General features: G+C 72.0%; 16 protein-coding genes. 9 read left to right on the plus strand and 7 right to left on the minus strand.

The features are described from left to right. Nucleotides 1-74: 74 nt before the first annotated feature. From BJ959_RS10085 to BJ959_RS10095, 3 genes are read left to right on the plus strand one after another with little or no spacing between them, the layout of a single operon-like run. Nucleotides 75-752 (plus strand): response regulator, encoded by a 678-nt coding sequence (locus BJ959_RS10085; RefSeq protein WP_153981472.1) that lies wholly within the window; start codon nucleotides 75-77, stop codon nucleotides 750-752. Then, nucleotides 739-2,142 carry a sensor histidine kinase gene (locus BJ959_RS10090; RefSeq protein ID WP_183321975.1) on the plus strand — a complete coding sequence of 468 codons (1,404 nt, stop codon included), beginning with the start codon at nucleotides 739-741 and terminating at the stop codon, nucleotides 2,140-2,142. Before BJ959_RS10085 ends, BJ959_RS10090 begins: the two co-directional genes overlap by 14 nt. Next, nucleotides 2,139-3,179, plus strand: a complete 1,041-nt coding sequence (locus BJ959_RS10095; RefSeq protein ID WP_341799921.1) for a hypothetical protein — start codon at nucleotides 2,139-2,141, stop codon at nucleotides 3,177-3,179. The genes BJ959_RS10090 and BJ959_RS10095 overlap by 4 nt, the downstream gene beginning before the upstream one ends. Before the next feature lie 409 nt (nucleotides 3,180-3,588). Here BJ959_RS10095 and BJ959_RS10100 read toward each other — a convergent pair whose 3' ends face one another. After that, a complete protein-coding gene (locus BJ959_RS10100) occupies nucleotides 3,589-3,858 on the minus strand; it encodes an acyl-CoA carboxylase epsilon subunit (protein ID WP_153981471.1) in 270 nt (89 codons plus the stop codon). Then, entirely contained in the window at nucleotides 3,855-5,453 is a 1,599-nt protein-coding gene (locus tag BJ959_RS10105) for a carboxyl transferase domain-containing protein (RefSeq protein ID WP_153981470.1), read from the minus strand. Before BJ959_RS10105 ends, BJ959_RS10100 begins: the two co-directional genes overlap by 4 nt. Before the next feature lie 82 nt (nucleotides 5,454-5,535). Between BJ959_RS10105 and BJ959_RS10110 the strand changes: the two genes are divergently transcribed. The 3 genes from BJ959_RS10110 to BJ959_RS10120 all read left to right on the plus strand — a co-directional run bounded on the left by BJ959_RS10110 (nucleotide 5,536) and on the right by BJ959_RS10120 (nucleotide 8,242). After that, nucleotides 5,536-6,336, plus strand: coding sequence for a biotin--[acetyl-CoA-carboxylase] ligase (locus tag BJ959_RS10110; RefSeq protein ID WP_243738920.1), 801 nt, complete (start codon nucleotides 5,536-5,538; stop codon nucleotides 6,334-6,336). Nucleotides 6,337-6,339: 3 nt separating this feature from the next. Continuing rightward, entirely contained in the window at nucleotides 6,340-6,870 is a 531-nt protein-coding gene (locus tag BJ959_RS10115) for a PH domain-containing protein (RefSeq protein WP_207949172.1), read from the plus strand. A gap of 82 nt (nucleotides 6,871-6,952) precedes the next feature. Continuing rightward, complete coding sequence (locus tag BJ959_RS10120) at nucleotides 6,953-8,242, plus strand: nucleotide sugar dehydrogenase (protein ID WP_153981469.1); 1,290 nt, start codon at nucleotides 6,953-6,955, stop codon at nucleotides 8,240-8,242. Here BJ959_RS10120 and BJ959_RS10125 read toward each other — a convergent pair. After that, nucleotides 8,218-8,670 (minus strand): GtrA family protein, encoded by a 453-nt coding sequence (locus BJ959_RS10125; protein ID WP_153981468.1) that lies wholly within the window; start codon nucleotides 8,668-8,670, stop codon nucleotides 8,218-8,220. The two genes, BJ959_RS10120 and BJ959_RS10125, sit on opposite strands and share 25 nt — an antisense overlap. A gap of 69 nt (nucleotides 8,671-8,739) precedes the next feature. Here BJ959_RS10125 and BJ959_RS10130 point away from each other — a divergent pair, with 69 nt between their 5' ends. The 3 genes from BJ959_RS10130 to BJ959_RS10140 are packed head-to-tail and all read left to right on the plus strand — an operon-like array spanning nucleotide 8,740 to nucleotide 11,712. Continuing rightward, nucleotides 8,740-9,840, plus strand: coding sequence for a 5-(carboxyamino)imidazole ribonucleotide synthase (locus BJ959_RS10130; protein WP_153981467.1), 1,101 nt, complete (start codon nucleotides 8,740-8,742; stop codon nucleotides 9,838-9,840). 17 nt (nucleotides 9,841-9,857) lie between these two features. After that, entirely contained in the window at nucleotides 9,858-10,361 is a 504-nt protein-coding gene (gene purE / locus BJ959_RS10135) for a 5-(carboxyamino)imidazole ribonucleotide mutase (protein ID WP_153981466.1), read from the plus strand. Between the two features lie 10 nt (nucleotides 10,362-10,371). Continuing rightward, the gene (locus tag BJ959_RS10140; RefSeq protein ID WP_153981465.1) at nucleotides 10,372-11,712 is read left to right on the plus strand and encodes an LCP family glycopolymer transferase; all 1,341 of its coding nucleotides are present in this window, start codon (nucleotides 10,372-10,374) and stop codon (nucleotides 11,710-11,712) included. Between the two features lie 34 nt (nucleotides 11,713-11,746). Here the strand turns inward: BJ959_RS10140 and BJ959_RS10145 are convergent, their stop codons facing one another. Genes BJ959_RS10145 through rfbB form a run of 4 tightly spaced genes read right to left on the minus strand, consistent with a single transcriptional unit; the run spans nucleotide 11,747 to nucleotide 15,587 of the window. Beyond that, nucleotides 11,747-12,886 (minus strand): glycosyltransferase family 4 protein, encoded by a 1,140-nt coding sequence (locus BJ959_RS10145; RefSeq protein WP_153981464.1) that lies wholly within the window; start codon nucleotides 12,884-12,886, stop codon nucleotides 11,747-11,749. A 15-nt stretch (nucleotides 12,887-12,901) separates the two neighbouring features. Beyond that, the gene (locus BJ959_RS10150) at nucleotides 12,902-13,666 is read right to left on the minus strand and encodes an HAD-IIB family hydrolase (protein ID WP_153981463.1); all 765 of its coding nucleotides are present in this window, start codon (nucleotides 13,664-13,666) and stop codon (nucleotides 12,902-12,904) included. Nucleotides 13,667-13,695: 29 nt separating this feature from the next. Further along, a complete protein-coding gene (gene rfbD, locus BJ959_RS10155) occupies nucleotides 13,696-14,586 on the minus strand; it encodes a dTDP-4-dehydrorhamnose reductase (protein ID WP_153981462.1) in 891 nt (296 codons plus the stop codon). Then, nucleotides 14,583-15,587 carry a dTDP-glucose 4,6-dehydratase gene (gene rfbB, locus BJ959_RS10160; protein ID WP_153981461.1) on the minus strand — a complete coding sequence of 335 codons (1,005 nt, stop codon included), beginning with the start codon at nucleotides 15,585-15,587 and terminating at the stop codon, nucleotides 14,583-14,585. The genes rfbD and rfbB overlap by 4 nt, the downstream gene beginning before the upstream one ends. Nucleotides 15,588-15,601 lie beyond the last annotated feature (14 nt).

Consider the following 15,601-nt stretch of genomic DNA (forward strand, 5'->3'; position numbering starts at 1 on the left):
GGTACGATGGAATCCAGCACCGCCGCGGGATTCGCGGGCGCAGTGCCGCGTTCGAAAGGTCCGGTTCGGTAGCAGTGGTCTCCTCTGGCAGCAAGAAGGTGCGCGTCGCGGTCGTCGATGACCACGAGTCCGTGCGGCTCGGGCTTCAGGCGGCGTTCGAGAACGCCGGATTCGACGTTCTCTGCACCGCGCCGAGCGTCGCGGAGCTGATCGAGCTGCTCGAGGGCCGCGAGCCCGACGTCGTCGTGCTTGACCTGTCGCTCGGCGACGGCTCGAGCGTGACCGAGAACGTGAAGGCCGTGCAGTCGCTCGGGGCCGGTGTGCTGGTGCACTCCATCGCCGACCGCGTGGCCAGTGTGCGCGAGGCTCTCGCGGCCGGAGCGGCCGGGGTGATCCCGAAGTCGTCCGCGACGAGCACCGTGATCGCTGCGGCCGAGACGGTTGCCCGCGGCGAGGTGCTGAACAACCTCGAGTGGGCGAGCGCCATCGACGCCGACCGCGACTTCGCCAAGGCCCAGCTCGGGCGGCGCGAGCGGGAGATCCTGCACCTGTACGCGAGCGGGCTGCCCCTCAAGCTGGCCGCCCAGCAGCTCGGCATCGGCTACTCCACCGCGCGCGAGTACCTCGACCGCATCCGTGCGAAGTACGTCGAGGTGGGTCGCCCCGCCCCGACGAAGGTCGACCTCCTGCGCCGCGCCGTGGAGGACGGCATCCTGCCCGGTCTCGACCCCGACGGTGATGACCAGGCCTGAGCCCGCGCCCGTCGCCGCGGCCGACGCCTCCACGGGGAAGCGCTCATCGCAGCGCGCATCGCGGCGACCATCGCAGCGCGTCGCGAGCGCCCCAGCCGATCGTGCCGCGCAGCGGTCCGCGCAGCGCGCGGCGCAGCGCGCCCCGCAGCGCACGCCGTTGAGCCGCAAGCGGGTCGACACCGTCGTCTCGCGCTCCGTCGCCTGGTTCGGCATCGTGTTCGGCCTGCAGGCGGTGCCCGGGCTGCTGGGCCAGTACTCCCTGGGGCAGCCCGTGTGGTCGGCCCTCACCGTGGGTGCCCTCTACGGCTCGCTGCTCGTGGCCCTCCTCTGCTCGACGATCAAGCGGTGGGTCGGGCCGTCGCACCTGCTGGTCTCGGCGGTCTACGCGGTCGCCCTGGTCACCTGGCCGTTCTTCCTCGCCGACCCCGAGGTGCCGCAGCAGGGCGACCACTGGCTGTACCAGCTGACCACGGTGGCGACCGCGACCGCGGCGATCGGCCTGCGGGTGCGGGGTGCACTGATCTACCTCATCGTCGTCCCGCTCATCTACGGCGTCATCAGGGCGACCCCGCAGGGCGGCGGCGGCCCCTGGGAGCTCGGACTGTTCAACGCCATCTACGCGATCATCCTGGGCGGCGCGGTGCTCATCATCATCACGATGACGCGTGTGGCCGCGACCTCGGTCGACGAGGCCCAGGGTGCGGCCCTCGACCGCTACGCCCGGGCCGTGCGCCAGCACGCGACGGAGGTGGAGCGCGTGCACGTCGACTCGATCGTGCACGACAGCGTGCTGACGACGCTGCTGACGGCCGCGCGGGCGGAGACCCCGGAGCAGAAGGCGCTCTCGGCGCAGATGGCCTCCGCGGCTATGCGGCACCTCGAGGAGGCGGCGCTCGTGTCACCCGATGACGGCACAACCGTGCGGTTCCGGCAGCTCGCCGACCGCATCGTGACGGCGGCGCGTCAGATGCAGGCGCCGTTCGCCGTGCGGGTGCGCTCGCTCGACACCCGCGTCATCCCCTCGGCGCAGGCCGAGGCGCTGTACTCCGCCGCGGTGCAGGCGATGATGAACAGCGTGCAGCACGCGGGGCCGCCCGAGGTGCGGCGGTGGTTGAGGGTGTCGGGCGTGCACGGCGGCGCCGTCGAGATCGAGGTCGGCGATGCGGGAGCGGGCTTCGACCCGGAGCACCTGCCGGAGGGCCGGCTTGGTGTGCGTCGCTCGATCATCGAGCGCACGGCGAACGCGGGCGGTCGAGCCGACGTGCAGTCGAGCGCCGGCAAGGGAACCGTCATCACCCTGTCCTGGCCGGTCGTTCCGGTGGAGGGCGAGGACGCCGCGTTCGCAGGCGGCCCCGCGCTCTCCACCGACGGCGAGGAGGTGCGCGCGTGAGGATCGGTGTTCCCCGTGCCCTCATCGTGTCGATGGCGGGCATCTTCGCGGCGTACCACATCGTGCTCGGGCTGTACACGATTGATATCCCGGCCAACCCGCTCCCCGTGCTCGCGGCCATGGTCATCTACGCCAGTACGGTGACCATCAGCATGCTGCCGGGGCAGCCCGAGCGCATGTCGACCTGGATGGCCGTCGTCAACGTCATCGCCTGCCTGGCGATCACCGTGCTCGTCGCCTCGCAGCTCGATCCTGCCCGCCCCGGAGGCTTGAGCTACGCGACCTGGTACGTCGCCGCGGTCGGAACCCTGATGACCATCACCTCCACGCGCCGGCGCCACCTCTTCGCCTGGATCGGCATCGCGGTGCTGGTCGTGCACACGATCGTGTGGGGCGGGCCGGGCCTGCTGCTCGGCATCGGCGTGGTGGGCAGCATCTCGTGGGTCGCGGTCTCGCACATCCTCTCTCGGGCGCTCGCGAAGGCCTCGCGTGATGCGGCGAGCTTCGCCCGGGCCGAGCGCGAGGCCACCGACTGGCAGGCCGCGCAAGAGGCTCACCTGTACGAGCGTCAGACCCGGCTCGGCCAGACCGGCGCCATGGCGGTGCCCATGCTGACGATCATCGAGCAGTCGGGCGGTGAGCTGACGGATGAACAGCGGCAGGAGTGTCTGCACCTCGAGGGCGCGATCCGCGACGAGATCCGCGGGCGGCGGCTGCTCGACGACGCGGTGCGCCGCGAGGTCATGGCCGCGCGCCGTCGCGGAGTCGCTGTCACCCTGTTCGACGAGGGCGGCCTCGATGAGCTCGACGCGGCCTCGCTCGACCGCGTGCTCGGCATGCTCGCGGAGGCGATCCGCACGACGTCGGCCACACGCGTGATCGCCCGCACGGCCCCGGCCGATTCGGAGACCGCGGTCACCGTGGTCGGCCTGACCCCCTCGGCATCGAGCCGCGTCCGCGAGCTGGGGGAGAGCGACGAGGACGACGAGGACGATGTCGTCGACCTCTGGCTGGAGATCCCGCGGACCAGCCGCTAGGTGCGAATCGCGGAGCGATTCGCTGCGGCGCATGTCGCGTGACAGCTGCTCGCCACCCGATCACGCTGCGCGCCGAGCACCCGCAGCGTTAACGACCGAAGGGCCGGAGTACCCAGCTCCGGCCCTTCGTCATGTATCGAGGGAGTCCTGCAACCCGAATGCCGAGCTCCCTCGCCCCCCAATCACAGAACCGCATACCCGAGCGGTGGTGATCGGCGGTGGACCAACGATGGGTCCATCCGATGTCTCAAGGATGCCAAGTGCAGCGAGGGTGCACAGTCGTCATTTTGGAGGACTCTGGGGGACAGAATCTGTACCCCATCGAGCCGAGAACCCCGGTTTTCTGCGGAAATCTCAGCACTCGGGGAGTGGAACCGGGGGACATATCCCCCGAAAGGGGGGGTCTCCGTCAGCAGCCGCGCATGTCCCGGCTGGCGGCCCAGGCGCCCGGTCCGGCGGCGACGGTCGCCCGCATGCCCCGCCCGCTGCGCCGCCAGAGGTCGACGGGCGGCTCCACGCGCTCGGCGCCCCGCGCCGCCTGCTCGGCGAGCACGGCCATGATCACGGCGTGGGTGGCGGCGAGCTCCTCCTCGGTGGGGCTGCCTGCCACGACGCGGATGGCGGGCACCGCATCCGTCGCCGTGAACTGCTCCGGCTCGCTCGACGGCAGGCCGCTCACAGCGGGATGTTCCCGTGCTTCTTCGGCGGCAGGCTCGCCCGCTTGCCCTTGAGGGCCCGCAGGGCCTTGATGACGGCGACGCGCGTCGCGGCCGGCTCGATGATGCCGTCCAGCTCGCCGCGCTCGGCGGCGAGGAACGGGCTCGCGACGTTGTAGGTGTACTCGTTCGCCAGGCGGGTGCGCACCGCCGCGACGTCCTCGCCGGCCGCCTCGGCCGCCTTGATCTCGTTGCGGTACAGGATGTTCACCGCACCCTGCCCGCCCATCACGGCGATCTCGGCCGTCGGCCAGGCGAGGTTCATGTCGGCACCGAGCTGCTTTGAGCCCATGACGATGTACGCGCCGCCGTAGGCCTTGCGGGTGATCACGGTGACGAGCGGCACCGTCGCCTCGGCGTAGGCGTACAGCAGTTTCGCCCCGCGGCGGATCACGCCCGTCCACTCCTGATCGGTGCCGGGAAGGTAGCCGGGCACGTCGACGAGGGTGAGGATCGGGATCGAGAACGCGTCGCAGAACCGCACGAAGCGGGCGGCCTTCTCGCCGGCATCGATGTTGAGGGTGCCCGCCATCGCGTTCGGCTGGTTGGCGATGACGCCGACGCTGCGGCCCTCGACGCGGGCGAAGCCGACGACGATGTTGGGCGCGAACAGCGGCTGCACCTCGAGGAAGGAGCCCTCGTCGACGACGTGGTCGATGATGTCGACGACGTCGTACGGCTGGTTCGGGCTGTCCGGGATCATCGTGTTCAGCCGACGGTCGTCGTCGGTGATCTCGAGCTCGACGGCCGACTCGTACTGCGGCAGCTCGGCCAGGTTGTTGTCGGGCAGGTAGCTCAGCAGCGCCCGGGCGAAGTCGAAGGCATCGTGCTCGTCGCTCGCGAGGTAGTGCGAGACGCCGGAGGTGCGGTTGTGCGTGAGCGCGCCGCCGAGCTCCTCCATGCCGACATCCTCGCCGGTGACGGTCTTGATGACGTCGGGGCCGGTGACGAACATCTGACTGGTCTTGTCGACCATGATCACAAAGTCGGTCAGCGCGGGCGAGTACACGGCACCGCCGGCGGCCGGGCCGCAGATGATCGAGATCTGCGGGATCACGCCGGAGGCCGCCGTGTTGCGGCGGAAGATCTCGCCGTACTTGCCGAGCGCGACCACTCCCTCCTGGATGCGCGCGCCGCCCGAGTCGAGGATGCCGATGATCGGCACACCGGTCTTGAGCGCGAGCTCCATGACCTTGATGATCTTCTCGCCCGCGACCTCGCCGAGCGAGCCGCCGAAGATGGTGAAGTCCTGGCTGTAGACGGCGACCTGGCGGCCGTGGATGGTGCCGGTGCCGGTGACGACCGCGTCGCCGTAGGGGCGCTTGGCATCCATGCCGAAGGCGCTCGTGCGGTGCCGCACGAACTCGTCGAGCTCGACGAAGCTGCCGTGGTCGAGCAGCGCGTCGATGCGCTCGCGGGCGGTCAGCTTGCCCTTCGCGTGCTGCTTCTCGATCGCGGCCTCGCCGGCGGCGGTCACCGCCTCGTGGTAGCGCACCTTGAGGTCGGCGATCTTGCCGGCGGTGGTCGACAGGTCGGGGGGGCTCGTCTGCTCGGTCACCGGGTCAGCCTATCGACAGCACCCCCCGGGCACCGGTTGGTGATCGCCCACAAAAACCCGGCCCCGCGCCTAGCCTGAGCCCATGACTGACGTTGCCCCTTCCGATTCGATGCCGTTCAGTCGTGCCCTCGCCCCCGCGCTCGACTGGCGCGCGGCCTGCGCGTCGACGAACAGCGAGCTCGTCGCGCGAGCGGCCGATGCGCCCGACCTCGCGGTGCTCGCCACCGACACGCAGACGGCGGGGCGGGGCCGGCTCGATCGGGTCTGGTCGACGCCGCCCGGCTCGGCGCTCGCCGTCTCCGTCCTGGTCCGGCATGAAGGGGCCCCCGATCCGCACCGGTTGGGCTGGTTGCCGCTCGTGGCCGGCGTGGCGATGGTCCGCGCGGTCCGTGCGCTCGGGGTGGCGGATGCCCGCCTGAAGTGGCCCAACGACGTGCTCGTCGAGTCCGGCCCGGCGCCGGGCAAGCTGAGCGGGCTGCTCACCGAGCTGACGCCGCACGGCGTCGTGATCGGCGCCGGGCTCAACCTCACGGCCCGGGCCGACGAGCTGCCGGTGCCGACGGCGACCTCGCTCGTCCTCCAGGGGCTCGCCGCCGAGGAGGCTGCCGTCGATCGCGCCCTCGCTGCGTACCTCGAGCAACTGCTGCCGCTCGTCGCCCAGTGGCGCTCCGTGCCGCGCCCGGCCGACCTGCGCGGCATCGTCGAGCCCGAGCTGGGCACCCTCGGCCGCGCGGTGCGCGTCGACCGCCCGGGGGCGGCGGTGCTCATCGGCATCGCATCCGGCCTCGATGACGACGGGCGCCTGCTGGTGCGCCCCGCCGACACGACGGAACCGACCATCGCGATTGCCGCGGGTGACGTGACCCATCTGCGGTATGAATAGGGCATGACGGGGGAGGGACGCGCACCGGAACGGGTGATCGCCCGCCTGCGGCCGCACGCTCGGGCCCTGGTCCTGCCCTCCCTGGCGCTCATCGCGCTCGCCGGCGGTTCCACCTACCTGGCGTTCACCCTCGATGAGCTCTGGATGCGCCTCCTCGCGCTCGGCATTGGCGTGCTGCTCGCCGCCCTGCTGTGGCTGCTGCCCCTGCTGCGCTGGCTGAGCACGCAGTACGTCGTCACCACGCGGCGGATCGTGCTCAGCCGCGGCCTGTTCGTGCGCACCCGCAGCGAGGTGCTGCTCAGCCGCGGTCATGACGTGACGCTGCGGCGCTCCGGGCTGCAGGGCGCTTTCCGCTCGGGCGACGTGCTGCTCAACACCGGGCTCGACCGGCCGATCGTGCTGCGGGATGTGCCGCGCGCCGACCTGGTGCAGGCGGCCCTCGGCGACGTGATGGAGGCCAGCACGACGTCGATCCCGGTCGTGCGGCGCGCTGCCGACACCGGCGATGCCGGGCCCCGCCGGCCCCGCGACTGACGAGCCCGCTCCACCTCGTCGTCATCACGGCTGCCCCGGGCCGGCGCGCTCTGGGCCACGCGCGCACCGGTAGGCTCGTCCGGTGCGTATCTCGGTGATCGGTTGCGGGTATCTGGGTGCCGTGCACGCCGCCTGCATGGCGGAGCTCGGCCATGACGTGGTGGGCATCGATGTCGATGCGGCGAAGGTCGCCGATCTGGCCGCCGGTCGTTCGCCCTTCTTCGAGCCGGGTCTCGACGACCTGCTCGGCTCCCGCCACGGCCGCCTCCGGTTCACGACCGACATCGCGGCCGCCGCCGACGCGCGCGTGCACTTCATCGCCGTCGGCACTCCCCAGCAGGCGGGCAGCGACGCCGCCGACCTGCGCTACGTCGATGCGGCTGTGCATTCGCTGCTGCCGCACATCGGCCCGGGTCACCTGGTCGTCGGCAAGTCGACCGTGCCGGTCGGCACCGCCGCCCGCCTCGCCGCGATCGTCGAGCAGACGGGCGCCGAGCTGGCGTGGAACCCCGAGTTCCTGCGCGAGGGCTTCGCCGTCAGCGACACCCTGACCCCCGACCGCTTCGTGTACGGCGTGCGCCCCGGCGACTCGATCGCGACAGAGCTGCTCGATGAGGTGTACGCCACCCCCCTCGCCTCGGGCATTCCGCGCATCGTGACCGACTTCGCCACGGCCGAGCTGGTGAAGGTGTCGGCCAACGCCTTCCTCGCCACGAAGATCTCGTTCATCAACGCGATCGCCGAGATCGCCGAGGTCACCGGTGCCGACGTGACGACGCTCGCCGATGCGATCGGTCACGACACGCGCATCGGTCGGCGCTTCCTCAACGCCGGCGTCGGATTCGGCGGCGGCTGCCTGCCGAAGGACATCCGCGCCTTCCGCGCCCGCGCGCGCGAGCTCGGGCTCGAGTCGTTGACCTTCCTGGAGGAGGTCGACCAGATCAACCTCCGCCGCCGGCAGCGCGTCGTCGACCTGGTCGACGCGAACCTCGGGGGCCTCACCGATCGCCGCGTCGCCGTGCTCGGGCTCGCCTTCAAGCCCGAATCGGACGATGTGCGCGACTCCCCGGCACTCGACGTGGCCGGCCGTCTGGTGGCGGCGGGCGCGCTCGTTCGAGCGACCGACCCCGAGGCGATCGAGACCGCGCGCCGCGTTCACCCCGAGCTCGACTACCGTCCGGAGCTCGACGACGCCATCGCCGAGGCGGACGCCCTGGTCGTCGTCACCGAGTGGCGTCAGTACCGCGAGCTCGACCCGGTGACGATCGCCCAGCGCACGCCGGCCCGGCTCATCGTCGACGGCCGCAACTGCCTCGACCCGCAGCGCTGGCGCGACGCGGGCTTCACCTACGTGGGGCTCGGCCGCCCGTAGTCGGCACGCTCCGGGTGGAACACCCACCAGCGGTAGAGCGCGAAGCGGAAGGCGCTGCCCAGCCCGAGCCCGACCACGTTGGTCGCGATGTTGTCGGCGAGCACGCTCGTGAACCCGAGCACGTAGTGCGAAATCACCAGGCATCCGACAGCGATGAACATGCCGCCGATGCTGACGACGGCGAACTCGACGGCCTCGCGCACGGCCGGCCGGCGCTGCTCGCGCCGGAACGTCCAGTACCGGCTTCCCAGCCAGTTGACGACGATCGCCATCGAGGTCGAGATCACCTTCGCGATGACCGGGCCCTCGGCGATCACCTCCGGGGCGAGAACGGTCAGCCGCAGTGCGTTGAACAGCGCCACATCGACAACCAGGCCCACGAGCCCGACCGTGCCGAAACGGGCGAGCTGGGGCAGCAGGGTGCGCATCGGTCCTCGGCGGGGGCGGTGGTCGGCCAGAATAGACGGGAGTCGTCCGCAGTCTAGTGAGGAGCATCCATGGCCGTCGTCGGCGTCATCGGTGGGGGCCAGCTGGCGCGGATGATGATCCCCCCGGCGACCGCCCTCGGTCTGGAGATCCGCGTGCTCGCCGAGGCCGCCGACTCCTCGGCCCGCCTCGCCGCCTCGGCGGTCGGCGACTACCGCGACACGGCCGCCGTGCTCGCCTTCGCCGAGGGCTGCGACGTCATCACGTTCGACCACGAGCACGTGCCGCAGGAGGTCCTCCGCGCGCTGGTCGCCGCGGGCGCCGCCGTGCACCCGGGGCCGGATGCCCTGCTCTACGCCCAGGACAAGCTCCAGATGCGCGAGCGCCTGTCGCAACTCGGCGTCGCGCAGCCCGACTGGGCGCGCGTCTCCTCGGCCGACGAGCTGGGGCAGTTCCTGACCGATCACGCGGGACGCGCCGTGGTGAAGACGCCGCGCGGCGGCTACGACGGCAAGGGCGTGCGCGTCGTCGACGACCCGGCGCAGGTGGCGGACTGGCTCGCCGATGGTCCGCTCCTGGCCGAGGAGCTCGTCCGCTTCGACCGCGAGCTCGCCCAGCTGATCGCGCGCCGCCCGAGCGGGGATGCCCGCCTGTGGCCGCTCGTCGAGACCGTGCAGCGCGGCGGCGTGTGCGCCGAGGTGATCGCCCCCGCCCCGCAGCTCACCGACGCGCAGGAGCGCGCGGCGGCGGAGATCGCGACCACCATCGCCCACGGGCTCGGCGTGACGGGCGTGCTCGCCGTGGAGCTGTTCCAGGCCGCCGACGGCCGCGTGCTCGTCAACGAGCTGGCGATGCGCCCGCACAACAGCGGCCACGTCACGATCGAGGGATCCACCACGAGCCAGTTCGAGCAGCACCTCCGGGCGGTGCTCGACTGGCCGCTCGGCGACACGACGCCCCGCGCTCCCTGGGGGGTCATGATCAACGTGTTCGGCGGGCTGCCCGACGACCGTATCGCCGCCGCCCTGGCCCACCAGCCGGAGGCGAAGGTGCACGCCTACGGCAAGGGTCAGCGCCCGGGCCGCAAGGCCGGGCACGTCACGGTGATCGGTGCCGAGCTCGACGACGTGGTGTACCGCGCGCGCGCCGCGGCCAGCCACTTCGACGCCTGAGCCCTACCCTGGAGGGCATGAGCACACCCCTCGTCGCCGTCGTCATGGGCTCGGACAGCGACTGGTCGGTGATGCAGAACGCCGCCACGGCGCTCGACGAGTTCGGCATCGCCTACGAGGTCGAGGTGCTCAGCGCCCACCGCACGCCGGACGCGATGATCGCCTACGGGCGGGCGGCGGCCGGCCGGGGCATCCGGGCCATCATCGCCGGGGCCGGCGGCGCCGCGCACCTGCCCGGCATGATCGCGAGCGTGACGACGCTGCCGGTCATCGGCGTGCCGGTGCCGCTCGCCTACCTCGACGGCATGGACTCGCTGCTGAGCATCGTGCAGATGCCCGCGGGCATCCCCGTCGCGACCGTCTCGATCGGGGGTGCCCGCAATGCGGGGATCCTCGCGGCGCGCATCATCGGGTCGTCGGATGCGCCCATCGCTGCCCGGCTCGCGGCCTTCGCGGCCGACCTCGAGCAGCAGGTGGCCCGGAAGAACGCGGCCCTGAAGGCCTCGCTGCCCTCCTCGTGAGCGTCGCCCCGTGAGCCACACCGCTCCCCTCCGACACCCCAACACGCGCGACCCCCAGGTGATGCGCCGCCGGGCGTGGTGGCTGCTCGGCCTCAACCTTCTGATCCCGGGCAGCGCCCAGCTGCTCGCCGGCGACCGCCGCTGGGGCCGGTTCGCGGTCGGCTCGACGTTCGTGCTGTGGGCTGTCGCGGCGCTCGCCCTCCTGCTCGTCGTGCTGTGGCGCCCTGCGGCCCTGACGATCGCCTCCACCGCCCTCGTGCTCTGGGTCGCGCAGCTCGCCCTCGTCTTCTACGCGGTGCTGTGGTTCGCCGCGACGATCGACACGATGCGGCTCGTGCGGCTCGTGCGCACCCCGCCGCGGGCCCGCCTCCCGATCGCCGCCTTCGCGGTGCTCTCGCTGCTGCTGACGACCGGAACCGCCGGGTACGCCGCGGTGCTGACCGGTGCGGGGCGGGATGCCCTGGGCTCGGTCTTCGCCGACGGCGGGTACGTCGAGCCGATCGACGGTCGGTACACGATCCTGCTGCTCGGCGGCGACGCGGGCGATGACCGCATCGGCCTGCGCCCCGACAGCATGACCCTGCTGAGCGTCGACGCGCAGTCGGGGGCCGTTACGATGATCGGGATCCCGCGCAACCTGTACAGCGCGCCGTTCTCCGAGGGTTCGCCGCTGTGGGAGGTCTGGCCGAACGGCTTCGACTGCGGCGACGACTGCCTGCTCGCCTACCTGTATCCCTGGGTCGAGGAGCATCCCGAACTGTACCCCGACGCGGCCGCTGCCGGCAGCACGCCCCCGCTGGAGGCCATGAAGGACGCGATCGAGGGCGTCACCGGGCTCCCGGTGCAGTACACCGTGCTGATCGACATGGCCGGGTTCACCTCCCTCATCGACGCGCTCGGCGGCGTCGTGGTCACCGTCGACGAGCCCGTCTCGCGAGGCATCAACGGCGGCACGGTCTACGGCGTGATCCCGGCGGGCGAGCAGCGCATGGACGGCGAGACGGCGCTCTGGTACGCCCGCAGCCGCTACAACCTGACCGATTTCGACCGGATGCAGCACCAGCGGGACCTCCAGGAGGCCATGCTGCGCCAGCTCGACCCGGCGACCGTGCTCACGCGGTTCCAGGCGATCGCCCAGGCCTCGAGCGAGCTCGTGCGCACCGACGTGCCGCAGGGCATGGTCGGGGTGCTCAGCGACCTGGCCGTGCAGTCCCGCCAGCACGAGATCCGGCGGCTCGAGCTGGTGCCGCCGGTCATCGACAATGTCGTGCCCGACTGGCAGCTCATCCGGGCCCTGGTCGCCGAGGCCGTCGCCCCGCTGCCGACGCCGACCGAGACGCCGGAGCCGTGATCAGCCGGCGTCGAAGCGCTGTGCTGGTTCGACGCTAGAGGTCGGCGTGCAGCTGCCAGGTCTTCTCGGCCGAGTCGAGCCAGCTGAAGGCCCGCGCGCGATCGCGCCCAGCGATCCGCAGCGTCTCGGCGTGCGAGTCGTCGTCGACGACCGCTGCGATCGCCTCGGCGAGACGCTCGGGAAGGGTGGCGGCCGGCTCGCGCTCGACCAGGTGACCCGCACCGCCGGCGACCTCGACGAGCGCCGGAACATCGGTGTGGATCGTCGGGGTGCCCAGGCTCATGGCCTCGAGCATCGGCAGGCCGAAGCCCTCCGCCTGGCTGGGCATGACGAAGACGCTCGCCCCCTGCATGACGGCAGCGACATCGGAATCGTCGAGGAAGCCCAGGGGGCGGACGCGCTCGGGGGCGAGGCCGGCCTCCCGCGCCACCGCGGCAAGGTCGAGGTCTCCCCAGCCCTGCGGGCCGACGTGCACGAGCGGCAGTTCCGGGCGGTCGAGACGGGCGAGCGCCCGCACGAGGGGCTCGAGGCCCTTGCGCGGCTCGACCGTGCCGACGGCCGCGACGTAGCGCTCGGGCAGGTCGAGGGCGGCGCGCCGCTCGGCGGCATCCGTCGGCACCGCGAGATCGCTCGCGACCGCGCCCGCGATGATGCGCACCCGATCGCCGAGCGCGAGAACCTCCGCGAGCTCCTCGGCGACGGCGTGGGTCGGCACGACGACGGCGTCGGCGTAGCGCTCGGCGCGCTTCGCCATGGCGCGGTGCCAGGCGACGCCGCGCGGGGTCAGGGTCTCCGGGTGGGTCCACGGCACGGCGTCGTGGATCGTCACCACGATCTGGTCGCCCGGGTTGTTGATGCGATCGTGACGAAACAGGGGAGCGAGCAGGCTCGGAGCGTGCGTCGTCGACCCGGCGCCGAGACGGGTGAAGCCGTGCTGCCACGCCGCCGCGATCTGACGCCGGTCGAGCGCGCTCTTCTCGAGGCTCGCGAGACCCGGCAGTGCCTCCTCGATCGCCCGGTAGGCGGTCTCCGGCGATGACGGCACCCAGCCCGAGACCGTGCAGCCGCGTGGCTGCGTCGCGATCAGGGCCCGCGTGAGCTCGCGGGTGTAGCGGCCGATGCCGCCCGGAACCGGAGCGGCCAGCTGGTCGAGGATCACGCGGAGAGTCGTCATGGGCTGACGGCCAGGCTACCCGGCGAGGGTCGGAACGAGCTCGGCGACGACGTCGACCGTCTCCTCCCAGTCGCTGACCGCGTGCGTCCGGACGCCCACGGTGATGACCGGGAAGTCGTTGCCGCCCTCGTCCAGGCGGTCTCCGATGAACAGCATGTCGGCCGGCGCGATGCCGGTCAGCTCCGCGAGCTTGCGCATGCCGTAGGCCTTGTCGATGCCACGGCGGGTGATGTCGACCGAGGTCGATCCGCCCGAGCGCACTTCGAGCTGGGGCAGCCGCTCGGCGACCGCGGCCCGCAGGCGCTCCTTCTTCGCGCCGTCCGGGTCCCACGCCTTCTTGGCGTCGACCGGAGCCTCCTGGCCGAGCGCCGAGAAGGTGATCTGCGAGCCGCGATCCTCGAGGATCGGCCCCCAGGTCTCCGCCTCCCACAGCCCGAGGCGCTTCGCCTCCTCCTCGACGACCGCGAGGGCCTCGAGGCGCTCCTCCTCGGTGAGGTTCTCGGCGTAGCGCTGCACCCAGTCGCCATCCTCGTAGCGCCAGTACTGGGTGCCGCAGGTGGGCATCAGGTGCAGGCGGTCGAGCAGCGGCACGCTGGATTCCGGCAGGCGGTCGAGGATCTGCGCGCGGAACTGCCCGTACTGGCCGCCCGAGATGATGCACACCGGGCGGCGCTCGAGCAGAGCGACGAGCTGCTCGAGCATGCTCGGCGGGATCGGCGACTTCGAGGGGGCGAGCGTGTCGTCGAGATCGAAGGCGACGAGCGCGGGGGGCAGAGTCATGGTGGGGCTCTCCAGGCGTCAGGGTGAGGTCAGGGTCCGTCGGTCGGTGACGGCGGCGCGCTGGCCCAGCCGATCTCGGCCGCGGCATCGGCGAAGGCCGACTGCCAGTCGCGCAGGGGCGCGAGACCCAGTCGCGCCCATCCATCATGCCCGAGAACCGACCAGCGCGGGCGCGGGGCGGGCCGTTCGCCCGGTACGGTCGCCGCCGGCCGCACCAGCTCGGGGTCGAGGCCGGCCGTCGCCAGGATGGTCCGCGCGAACCCGAACCAGGTGGTGCTGCCGCTCGCCGTGGCATGCACGATGCCGCTGCGGACACCCCGATCGAGGATCGCCGCCGTGCCGTCGGCCACCTCGCGCGTCCACGTCGGCTGGCCCCACTGGTCGTCGACCACCGTGAACGGCTCTCCGAGGGCGGCCCGATCGCGGATCGCTGTGACGAAGCTCCTGCCGTGCGCGCCGTACAGCCACGCCGTGCGCATGACGATGACCCCGTCCGGATGCGCGGCGCGCGCCCGGCGCTCGCCCTCCGCCTTCGTGCGCCCGTAGACCGAGATCGGCCGCAGCGGCGCCTCCTCGGGCCAGGGCGTTCCGGCACCGGTCGGCGGGGTATCGCCGAAGACGTAGTCCGTCGAGTACTGCACGAGCACGGCCCCCGTGTCGGCGCACGCCCGGGCGAGGTTCTCGGCACCGAGCGCGTTGACGCGCCCCGCCGCTTCCGGCTCGTCCTCCGCCGCGTCGACGGCGGTCCAGGCCGCCGTGTTGAGCACCACGTCGTGCCCGCGCACCGCCGCCCGGCACGCCTCCGTGTCGGTGATGTCGAGGGAAGCCCGGCCCAGCGCGGTGACGGGACGGCCGGCGAAGCGGGCGCGCAGATCGTGCGCGAGCATCCCGTCGGCACCGGTCAGCAGGATCCGCGTCACGGGCGCGCCGACTCCTGCGCGCGGTAGCGCGCCTCGGTGGCGTCCTTCTGCGGCGCCCACCAGGGCTCGTTGTCGCGGTACCAGTCGATCGTCGCCGCCAGGCCGGCCGCGAAATCGCCGTAGCGGGGCACCCAGCCGAGCTCGGCGCGCAGCTTCGACGAGTCGATCGCGTAGCGCATGTCATGACCCGGCCGGTCGGCGACCTCGTCGAAGTCGTCTTCGTCGTGCCCCATTGCGGTGAGGATCATGCCGAGAACCTCGCGGTTGCTGCGCTCGCCGTCGGCGCCGATCAGGTAGGTCTCGCCGATGCGTCCGCGCTCGATGATCGCGAGCACGGCGGCCGAGTGGTCGTCGGCGTGGATCCAGTCGCGCACGTTCTCGCCCGTGCCGTAGAGCTTGGGGCGCTCGCCGCGCAGCACGTTCGTGATCTGGCGCGGGATGAACTTCTCGACGTGCTGGTAGGGCCCGTAGTTGTTCGAGCAGTTCGAGATTGTCGCCCGCACGCCGAACGAGCGCACCCAGGCGCGCACGAGCATGTCGCTGCCGGCCTTCGTCGACGAGTAGGGGCTCGACGGGTTGTAGGGCGTGGTCTCGGTGAAGCGCGCCGGGTCGTCGAGCTCGAGATCGCCGTAGACCTCGTCGGTGGAGATGTGGTGGAAGCGGGTGCCGTGCTTCCGCGCCGCCTCCAGCAGCGTGTAGGTGCCCGTGAGGTTGGTGTCGATGAACGGCCGCGGGTCGGCGAGCGAATTGTCGTTGTGGCTCTCGGCGGCGTAGTGCACGACCACGTCTGCCTCCCCGACGAGCCGGTCGACCAGCGGGGCGTCGACGATGTCGCCCTGCACGAAGGTGAGCCGGTCATCCGGCAGGCCCGCCAGCGATGCGCGGTTGCCGGCGTACGTGAGCTTGTCGATGACCGTCACGTGGTGGGCGCCCGCGCCGAGCACGTGGTGCACGAAGTTCGAGCCGATGAACCCGGCGCCGCCGGTGACGAGCAGTCGCATGGCCTCCAGCCTAG

Source organism: Microcella frigidaquae, assembly GCF_014200395.1.
Taxonomy (GTDB): Bacteria; Actinomycetota; Actinomycetes; order Actinomycetales; family Microbacteriaceae; genus Microcella; species Microcella frigidaquae.

What these genes read in the sequence shown, in the direction of transcription:
- BJ959_RS10115 (WP_207949172.1), top strand. Translation starts at nt 6,340, where the DNA reads ATGACGGGGGAGGGACGCGCACCGGAACGGGTGATCGCCCGCCTGCGG.
- BJ959_RS10150 (WP_153981463.1), bottom strand. Translation starts at nt 13,666, where the DNA reads ATGACTCTGCCCCCCGCGCTCGTCGCCTTCGATCTCGACGACACGCTC.
- purE (WP_153981466.1), top strand. Translation starts at nt 9,858, where the DNA reads ATGAGCACACCCCTCGTCGCCGTCGTCATGGGCTCGGACAGCGACTGG.
- BJ959_RS10130 (WP_153981467.1), top strand. Translation starts at nt 8,740, where the DNA reads ATGGCCGTCGTCGGCGTCATCGGTGGGGGCCAGCTGGCGCGGATGATG.
- BJ959_RS10125 (WP_153981468.1), bottom strand. Translation starts at nt 8,670, where the DNA reads ATGCGCACCCTGCTGCCCCAGCTCGCCCGTTTCGGCACGGTCGGGCTC.
- BJ959_RS10110 (WP_243738920.1), top strand. Translation starts at nt 5,536, where the DNA reads ATGACTGACGTTGCCCCTTCCGATTCGATGCCGTTCAGTCGTGCCCTC.
- BJ959_RS10090 (WP_183321975.1), top strand. Translation starts at nt 739, where the DNA reads ATGACCAGGCCTGAGCCCGCGCCCGTCGCCGCGGCCGACGCCTCCACG.
- BJ959_RS10145 (WP_153981464.1), bottom strand. Translation starts at nt 12,886, where the DNA reads ATGACGACTCTCCGCGTGATCCTCGACCAGCTGGCCGCTCCGGTTCCG.
- rfbB (WP_153981461.1), bottom strand. Translation starts at nt 15,587, where the DNA reads ATGCGACTGCTCGTCACCGGCGGCGCCGGGTTCATCGGCTCGAACTTC.